This is a genomic window from Sphingobium sp. (genome assembly GCF_035511395.1).
Classification (GTDB): domain Bacteria; phylum Pseudomonadota; class Alphaproteobacteria; order Sphingomonadales; family Sphingomonadaceae; genus Sphingobium.
Genome location: NZ_DATKFP010000187.1, coordinates 20,591 through 28,383, shown reverse-complemented (window position 1 = coordinate 28,383; position 7,793 = coordinate 20,591). Strand labels below are relative to the sequence as shown.

The 7,793-nt window shown below is 66.8% G+C and carries 7 protein-coding genes; 2 read left to right on the top strand and 5 right to left on the bottom strand.

The features are described from left to right. Positions 1-14: 14 nt before the first annotated feature. Both VMR39_RS12750 and VMR39_RS12745 read left to right on the top strand, forming a co-directional pair. Positions 15-122, top strand: coding sequence for a DUF938 domain-containing protein (locus VMR39_RS12750; protein ID WP_414712508.1), 108 nt, complete (start codon positions 15-17; stop codon positions 120-122). Between the two features lie 172 nt (positions 123-294). After that, a complete protein-coding gene (locus tag VMR39_RS12745) occupies positions 295-1,173 on the top strand; it encodes a hypothetical protein (protein ID WP_325416364.1) in 879 nt (292 codons plus the stop codon). On the opposite strand, the gene VMR39_RS12740 is transcribed toward VMR39_RS12745, so the two are convergent. The 5 genes from VMR39_RS12740 to hrpB form a co-directional block, all read right to left on the bottom strand. Beyond that, positions 1,130-3,121: an ATP-binding protein gene (locus tag VMR39_RS12740; RefSeq protein WP_325416363.1), complete on the bottom strand. Its 1,992-nt coding sequence runs from the start codon at positions 3,119-3,121 to the stop codon at positions 1,130-1,132. The two genes, VMR39_RS12745 and VMR39_RS12740, sit on opposite strands and share 44 nt — an antisense overlap. 124 nt (positions 3,122-3,245) lie before the next feature. After that, a complete protein-coding gene (gene spt, locus VMR39_RS12735; RefSeq protein WP_325416361.1) occupies positions 3,246-4,472 on the bottom strand; it encodes a serine palmitoyltransferase in 1,227 nt (408 codons plus the stop codon). A gap of 132 nt (positions 4,473-4,604) precedes the next feature. Continuing rightward, positions 4,605-4,850 (bottom strand): acyl carrier protein, encoded by a 246-nt coding sequence (locus VMR39_RS12730; RefSeq protein WP_325416360.1) that lies wholly within the window; start codon positions 4,848-4,850, stop codon positions 4,605-4,607. Positions 4,851-4,969: 119 nt separating this feature from the next. Beyond that, positions 4,970-5,248 carry an ETC complex I subunit gene (locus VMR39_RS12725; protein WP_179041324.1) on the bottom strand — a complete coding sequence of 93 codons (279 nt, stop codon included), beginning with the start codon at positions 5,246-5,248 and terminating at the stop codon, positions 4,970-4,972. 70 nt (positions 5,249-5,318) lie between these two features. Beyond that, a complete protein-coding gene (gene hrpB, locus VMR39_RS12720; RefSeq protein ID WP_325416358.1) occupies positions 5,319-7,772 on the bottom strand; it encodes an ATP-dependent helicase HrpB in 2,454 nt (817 codons plus the stop codon). Positions 7,773-7,793 lie beyond the last annotated feature (21 nt).

Genomic DNA, 7,793 nt, shown 5'->3' with positions numbered 1-7,793 from the left:
GGGGTTTGCGCGCAATGGAGGATGTGATCGCTGCGGCGCAGGCGCAGGGGCTGGCGTTCGACCTGCTGGTGGAGATGCCGGCGAACAATCTGTCGCTGCTTTTTCGGAAAGGGACGGGTTGAATCCTATCTCCGTTCGTTTCGAGCGCAGTCGAGAAACGCGCATATCGCGCTGGCCGCTTCTCGACTGCGCTCGAAGCGAACGGATAGATGGAATGCTTATGTAAGGCGCGGCCGTCAGCTCTGCCCAGCTTCGGTTCGACAGGCCCGGACCGAACGGATATGGGGAGCGCAAATGCCTGATAGTCTCCTCTCCCTCGTCACCGCCGAACTCTCCGCGCCGGCCGATCCGCGCGCCGCCGCCATGGCGGGGGCGCTCGCGGCGAAATACCCCGACGCCGCCCGCGCCGTGCTGTTCTACGGCTCGTGCCTGCGGGAGAAGAATCTCGACGGGCTGATGCTGGATTTCTACCTGATAGTCTCCGACTATGCCGCTGCCTATGGCAGGAGCTGGCTGGCCCGCGCGAACCGGATGATCCCGCCCAATGTCTTCCCGTTCGAACATAATGGGCTGATCGCCAAATATGCGGTCCTGTCCGAAGCCGACTTCGCCCGGCTGAACAGCATCGCCGCCGACAATGTGTCGGTCTGGGCGCGCTTTGCCCAGCCGTCGCGGCTGCTCTGGGCGTCGGACGATCTCGCCCGCCAGCGCGCCATCGCCGCCGTCGCGCAGGCCGCGCCGACCTTGTTGTCGCTCGCCCGGCCGATGGCGGAGGGCCCGGAAGATGCGCTCGCGCTGTGGAAGACCGGCTTCACCCTGACCTATAATGCGGAGCTGCGCGCGGAGAAGAAGGGGCGCTCGCTCTCGATCGTCGATGCCGATCCCGATCGCTATCGCCGCTTCGGGGAGGCCGCGCTCGCCGCCGGCCTGTCGCCCCCGCCGCAGGATGCACCCGCGTTCTGGCGCCGGCTCCAGCAGCGCGGCAAGCGGCTGTCGGTGATCCGCCTGGCCAAGGCCAGTTTCACCTATGCCGGCGGGATCGATTATCTGGCGTGGAAGATCAACCGCCACGCCGGCACGAAGATCGAGATCAGGCCCTGGCAGCGGCGCTGGCCGCTGCTCGGCGCGGTTACTCTGCTGCCGCGGCTGTTCCGGGGTGGTGCGATCCGTTGAGCGCTTGCGCCAGCGACTGACCCAGCGCCATCAGCGTATAGGGTTTGCGCAGCACCGCATGTCCTTCGAAATCGGCGCTGTCATTGGTGTCGCCGGCATAGCCGGTCACGAACAATACCGGCAGGTGGCGGAAGATCGGCGGCAGGCTCTTGATCATTTCCGGCCCGGTCATGTCGGGCATCAGCACGTCGCTCATGATCAGGCCGATATCGACATTGTTCGCCAGCAGCTTGGCCGCCTTCGACGGATGATCGCAGGCGATCGGCAGATGGCCCAGTTCGCTGAGCGCCGCCATCGTCTGGTTGAGCACGCGGGGATCATCTTCCACCACCAGGATGCGGGTCGGCGGATGCAGCACCGGCGTGCGGGCAAAGCCGTCCGCATCGGTGTCGGCGCCCTCGATCTCCTTCGTCGATCGCGGCAGGTAGATATGCACGCTGCTGCCTTTGCCCGGCTCGGACTCGATGCGGACCTCGCCCTCGCTCTGGCGCACGAAGCCGAAAATCTGGCTGAGGCCAAGGCCCGTGCCCTTGCCCACCGGCTTGGTCGTGAAAAAAGGCTCGAACACCCGCGCCAGCACTTCGGGCGTCATGCCGCAGCCATCGTCGGTCACGGTCAGCACGACATAGTCGCCCGCCGCGCATTCGCCGATCTCGCCAGCCTTCATCGTCGTGCGGGCGGTCGACAGGGTCAGCTTGCCGCGCCCCTCCATCGCGTCGCGCGCATTGACGCACAGGTTCAGGATCGCATTTTCCATCTGGTGCTGGTCGACGAAGATGCGCCAGCCCTGCGCCTGATGGGCCAGGCTGACGATTACCTGGTCGCCGATCGTGCGGTCGATCAGGTCGGCCATGCCGCGCAACAGGCTGTCGGGATCGACCGCGCTGGGCAGCAGCGGTTCCGATCGGGCGAAGGCCAGCAGGCGACGGGTCAGCGCGGCGGCGCGATTGGCGCCCTCCATCGCATTGTCGAGATGCCGTCCGGCCTCTTCGGGCTTCAGCCGCAGCTTGCGCTTGGCCAGTTCCAGCCCGCCGACGACGACCGCCAGCATATTGTTGAAGTCGTGCGCGATGCCGCCGGTCAGCTGGCCGACGGCGTCCATCTTCTGCATCTGGCGCAGATTGTCCTCGGCCGCCGCACGCTCGGCGGATTCGCGCTTCAGCTGGTCATAGGCGTCGGACAGTTCGGCGGTACGGGCGCGCACGGCCGCTTCCAGCCGGTCAGCGCGTTCGGTTTCGATTTCCGCCTGCCGCCGCGCCTTGCGCCGCTCGGCATAGGCGACATTGGCGAACCAGGCGCCGAAGAGGATGCAGACCAGCATGGCGAGGCCCAGCAGGCGCGACGTCTTGCCGATCCATTCGGTCCGGTCGCCCGCGATCGTCACCGCCAGGCTGCGTTCGCGCAGCCGCGCATTTTCCGCATTGATGACAAGGTCGAGCAGGGCGGTGATCCGCCGCAGATCCTGGCTCTTGCCGGCCTGGTGGAAGCGGCCGAGCGCCGACATCTTCTGGTCGTAGGTGGTGCGCAGGCCGATCTCGTTCAGCGTCTTGCCGCGCTGGGCGAAGGCATATTGCAGCGCCTCGACATTGCCGCGCTGCCAGCCCGACTTGCGGGTGGCGTAATAGAGCGCCTTGAGCTGGCTTGCGGCGCCGCGCCACTGGTCCTGGAACAGGCGGCCGGTATTGGGGTCCAGGCTGATGACATAGCGGGCCAGCGTCACCTCCGCGCGGGCGGTGCGTGCCTCGAACCCGCGGGCGAGGGCGATGATCTCGAAGCTGCGCTGCTGTTCGGCGAGCGCGCGCTGGTGGTCGCGCGAGGCATTGCTGGCGGTATAGAGCAGCGCGCCGAGCGAACCGATCAGCAGCGCGACCAACAGGAGCGGCAGGACACGCCGCGCCAAAGCGCGCCAACCGCTGGTCCTGACATCCTGAAATTCGCCCTCGGCCATCGACCGTTACACTAGACGAACAAGATTAACGACGGAATATGATAGATCAAAGGTTCCATCGGCTGGCAACATTCCGTCCTGGTTAAGGCTCGATTGACCGTAATCTGCGCGTTGCGGCGCGATGTCAACCGATCGCGCCGGTGGCCCTGCCAGCCGCTTCGAACATGGCGATAATCTGCGTCACCTGATCGTCGCTATGCTCCGCGCACAGCGAGCAGCGCAGCAGGAAGGTGCCGGCCGGGGTCGCCGGCGGGCGCGCCATGTTGACGTAGAGGCCCAGCTCCAGCAGCGTCTGCCACATGGCGACGGCCTGCATCTGGTCGGTCAGGATGACCGCGATGATCGCCGACTGCGGCGTTTCGCTACCCAGCTTGAAGCCGAGGTCCGACAGCCCCTTGTGCAGCCGCTGGCTGTTTTTCCAAAGGTGCGCGCGTTTCTCACCGGCGTGCATCAGCTTGCGGATGCTGGTCGCGGCGGTGGCGACGACGCTGGGCGGCAGCGACGCGGTGAAGACATAGGGACGGCAGACGAGGCGCAGGATTTCGAACTTCGGATGGTTGGAAACGCAGAAGCCGCCGACCGTGCCCACCGACTTGGAAAAGGTGCCGACCACGAAGTCGATCTCGCCCTCGACGCCCTGTTCCTCATAGGCGCCGCGGCCGTTGGGGCCGAAAAAGCCCATGCCATGGGCTTCGTCGCACAGGATCATGCAGTTGGGATGTTTGCGGATCGCGGCGACCATTTCGGGCAGCGGGGCAACGTCGCCCAGCATCGAATAGACGCCTTCCAGCACCACCAGTTTCAGCGCGTCGGCGGGCAGGCGGCCGAGGCGCTTGTCCAGATCCTCGACACTGTTGTGGCGGAAGCGGACGATCTCCGCATTGCCGAGGCCACAGCCGTCATAGATGGACGCATGGCTGTCGGCGTCGAGAACGACATAGTCGCCCTTGCCCGCGAGGGTGGAGATGATGCCGAGGTTCGCCTGATAACCGGTCGAAAAGACCATGGCGCCCGACGTGCCGTAGAACTCCTTGAGCGCGTCCTCGACTTCCTTATGGCCCTGATAGGTGCCGTTGAGGACACGGCTGCCCGTCGTGCCCGCGCCAAACTCGTCCAGCGCCTTCTTGCCTGCCTCGACCACGTCGGGGTCGAACGTCATGCCCATATAATTATAGGTGCCGAGCAGGATGGTTTCCTTGCCCTTGATGATCGCGCGCGTGGGCGACAGCACCTGATCCATCACGATCGCATAGGGATCGCGCACGCCCGTCGCCAGCAGCGCCTCGCGCTCGGCGATCAGCGGATCGAACTTGGAGAAGAGGTCGCGGGTCTGCGGGGTGGCGTCGGTCATAATATCAGCAATCCCTAAACCGTTCGGGCTGAGCGAAGTCGAAGCCTTCTGCCGAGCGGAGCCGAGGCTCCTCGCTTCGCCTTCGCTCAGCAACACCCTTCGACTTCGCTCAGGGCGAACGGCAAATCTAAATCAGGCGGCCTTCAGCTTGGCGACCGCATCGACCAGCTGGCCGATGGTTTCGATCTCGGCCTGCATGTTCATGGTGATGATGATGTCGAACTCGTCCTCGATGGCCGCGACGAAATCCATGACCGTCAGGCTGTCCCATTCCAGGTCGCCGGCGAAGGTGGTGGCTTCGGTCAGCGCGACGTCCTTCTTGTTGAAGGGGGCGATCTGCGCCGCAACGCTGTCGAAAATCTCGGTGCGATCGGTCATTATCGTGAAAATCTTTCCGTCAAAGCGCGGCCATTGCCGCCTCAACCCGCCCTTTGGCAAGTGAATAAGGCGTCAATCGGGCAGCATCGCGCCCGAATGTGCAACACAAAAGCGGTACGTTAACGGAAATTGTCGGCGTATGCCTGTAATTTCAGTGTCTTGGGCGGCGTCGCGATGACGGTATAGGCGACACCCTTCTTTTCCGCATAGGCGACGGCGGCCTCCTGCGACGGGAAGGTGAGCTTGAGCTGCTGCTGCGTATCGCCCGAACCGGCCCAGCCGGTCAGGGGATCGGCCTGCTTCGCTTCGGCGGGCGCATATTCCAGCACCCATTTGTGGGTCAGCGCCTTGCCGGACTGGAGGGCGTTCTTCTGGATCTGATAGATGCGCGCGTTCATCGCGATAGGACTCCGTAAATTCGTCATTTTGCGTTGCACCAACGCGCGCGCCCAAGTCAAGGGCTGGTCCCTATCGGCGCCGGGCATCTGCATTTTTGGTGCGCAATGTGGCGCTGGCGGCGGCGGGATCGTCGGGCCAGGGGTGGCGCGGATAACGACCGCGCATTTCCTTGGCCACGTCGCGCCAGTTGCCGGCCCAGAAGCCCGGCAGGTCGCGCGTCGTCTGGATCGGTCGTCCGGCAGGCGATGTCAGCGACAGGACCAGCGGGATGCGCTGGCTCCCCACCGTCGGATGCTCCGACAGGCCGAACAGCGCCTGCACGCGCAGTTCCACGCGCGGCCCGCCCTCGGCCGCATAGTCGATCGCATGGGTGCTGCCGGCGGGCGAGCGGAGATCGGGCGGCGCGAGCCGGTCGAGTTGCTGCTTGCCGTCCCAGCCGATCAGCCCTTCCAGCACGCCCGACAGTTGCGATCGGTCGATGTCCGACAGCCGCCGCTTGCCCGTCAGCAGCGAGGGCAGCCATTCGTCCAGCGTATCGATCAGCGCGGCGTCGGACAGGGCGTCGATACCGGCAAATTCGGCACGCATCCGCAACGACTGCGCCGCCTCCGACCAGGGGAGGAGGGGAAGGCCGCCCTGCCGCACGCCGTCGACCAGCGCCGCAACCACGGCATCAGGATCGGGTCTGTCGTCCGACCCCGAGGAGAGCCGCACTGCGCCCAGCCGCCGTTCGCGCAGGGCTTCGACCCCGCCATTGGCGGGGCGGAACCTGACCGTGCGATGCTCCGCGATCCGCGCACCGAACAGGGCGATCACATCGGCCTCATCGATCGGCGCGGCGGACACGATGCGCGCGCCTGCCGCGCTCCCCTGCACCTCGCCCACCGCCAGCCATAACTCGCGCGCCAGCGGCGACAGGGGGTCGAGCCGGAACCCGCGTCCGCCCACGCTTGCCCAGTCCGAACCATCGGCGGATCGGCGCTTCGCCACGCGATCGGGGAAGGCAAGGGCGAGGCAGAGGCCGACCTGATGCTCGCCAAAAGCCACGCTCTGTGCGCCCGGCACCAGCTTCGCCCACCTTCTCGCCAGCCCCCGCGCGGCATCCGCACGCTTGCCGCTTTCGCGCCGCCAGCGCTGCCGCCGCAGGGTAAGGTCGGTATCCTGCCCGCCAATGCCGCGCTCGCCCAGCAGCACGGCGACATCGGCCGCCACCTCCGCCAGTCCTATCTCTCCAGCACGCACCAGCATATGCGCGATTCGGGGAGATAGCGGCAGCTTCGCCAGCGCCTTGCCATGCGGGGTGATCCGGCCGTCCGCGTCCAGAGCCTCCAGCACCGTCAGCCGCCGGCGCGCTTCCTCCACCGCTGCGGCGGGCGGCGCGTCCAGCCAGCGCAGTGCGCCCGGATCGCTTACGCCCCACAGCGCGCAATCGAGCAGCAGGCTTGACAGGTCGCTCTCCAATATTTCCGGCGGGTCGAAGGGCGGCATTCCCGCCGTCGCCGCCGCTTCCCACAGCCGATAGGCGACGCCCGGCCGCTGCCGTGCGGCGCGGCCCGCGCGCTGGGTCGCCGACGCCTGACTGGCGCGTTCCGTCACCAGCCGCGTCACCCCCGCCGCCCGGTCGTAGCGCGGCCGCCGCGCCAGGCCGCTGTCGACCACGATCCGCACCCCGTCGATGGTCAGGCTGGTTTCCGCGATCGAGGTGGCGAGGATCACCTTGCGCCGCCCCTCGCGCGATGGCCGGATCGCCGCCCGCTGCGCACCCGGATCGAGCGAGCCGTGCAGCATATGCACTTCGATCCCGCCCCCTTCGATCCGCTCCGCCGTCCGTTCGATCTCTCGCACGCCGGGCAGGAAGGCGAGCAGGTCGCCTTCCGCCTCCTCGGTCAGCGCCCGGCGGATCGCCGCGGCCATCTCATCCTCGATCCGCTTTTCCGCCGCGCGGCCGACATGGCGCAGCTCCAGCGGCTGAATGCGCCCCTCGCTTTCGATCACGGGCGCGCCGTCGAGAAGCGACGCGAACCGCGCGCCGTCCAGTGTCGCCGACATCGGCACGATCCGCAGGTCGGGCCGTAGCGCACCTTGTGCGTCGAGGGCCAATGCCAGCCCGAAATCGCTGTCCAGGCTGCGCTCATGCACTTCGTCGAACAGCACGGCCGACACGCCCGCCAGTTCCGGGTCATCCTGAATCCGCCGTACGAAAATGCCCTCGGTCAGCACCAGCAGTCGTGTCTTGGCTGAAACCTTGCTGTCCATTCGCGTCGCATAACCGACCGTGCCGCCCGGCTGCTCGCCCATCATCTCGGCGATCCGCTCGGCTGCCGCGCGCGCCGCCAGACGGCGGGGTGACAGCAGCAGTATCTGGCCGTCGCACCATGGCTCGTCGAGCAGGGCCGGCGCCACGGCCGTGGTCTTGCCCGCGCCCGGCGGCGCCACCAGCACGGCATTGCTCCGGGCTCGCAACGCGGCGAGCAGGTCGGGCAGGACGGCCCTGATCGGTAGGGGGATCGGCAGGTCGCTCATTGCCGTCCCTCTCGCGCCAAT

What these genes read in the sequence shown, in the direction of transcription:
- VMR39_RS12740 (WP_325416363.1), bottom strand. Translation starts at nt 3,121, where the DNA reads ATGGCCGAGGGCGAATTTCAGGATGTCAGGACCAGCGGTTGGCGCGCT.
- VMR39_RS12750 (WP_414712508.1), top strand. Translation starts at nt 15, where the DNA reads ATGGAGGATGTGATCGCTGCGGCGCAGGCGCAGGGGCTGGCGTTCGAC.
- spt (WP_325416361.1), bottom strand. Translation starts at nt 4,472, where the DNA reads ATGACCGACGCCACCCCGCAGACCCGCGACCTCTTCTCCAAGTTCGAT.
- VMR39_RS12725 (WP_179041324.1), bottom strand. Translation starts at nt 5,248, where the DNA reads ATGAACGCGCGCATCTATCAGATCCAGAAGAACGCCCTCCAGTCCGGC.
- VMR39_RS12730 (WP_325416360.1), bottom strand. Translation starts at nt 4,850, where the DNA reads ATGACCGATCGCACCGAGATTTTCGACAGCGTTGCGGCGCAGATCGCC.
- VMR39_RS12745 (WP_325416364.1), top strand. Translation starts at nt 295, where the DNA reads ATGCCTGATAGTCTCCTCTCCCTCGTCACCGCCGAACTCTCCGCGCCG.
- hrpB (WP_325416358.1), bottom strand. Translation starts at nt 7,772, where the DNA reads ATGAGCGACCTGCCGATCCCCCTACCGATCAGGGCCGTCCTGCCCGAC.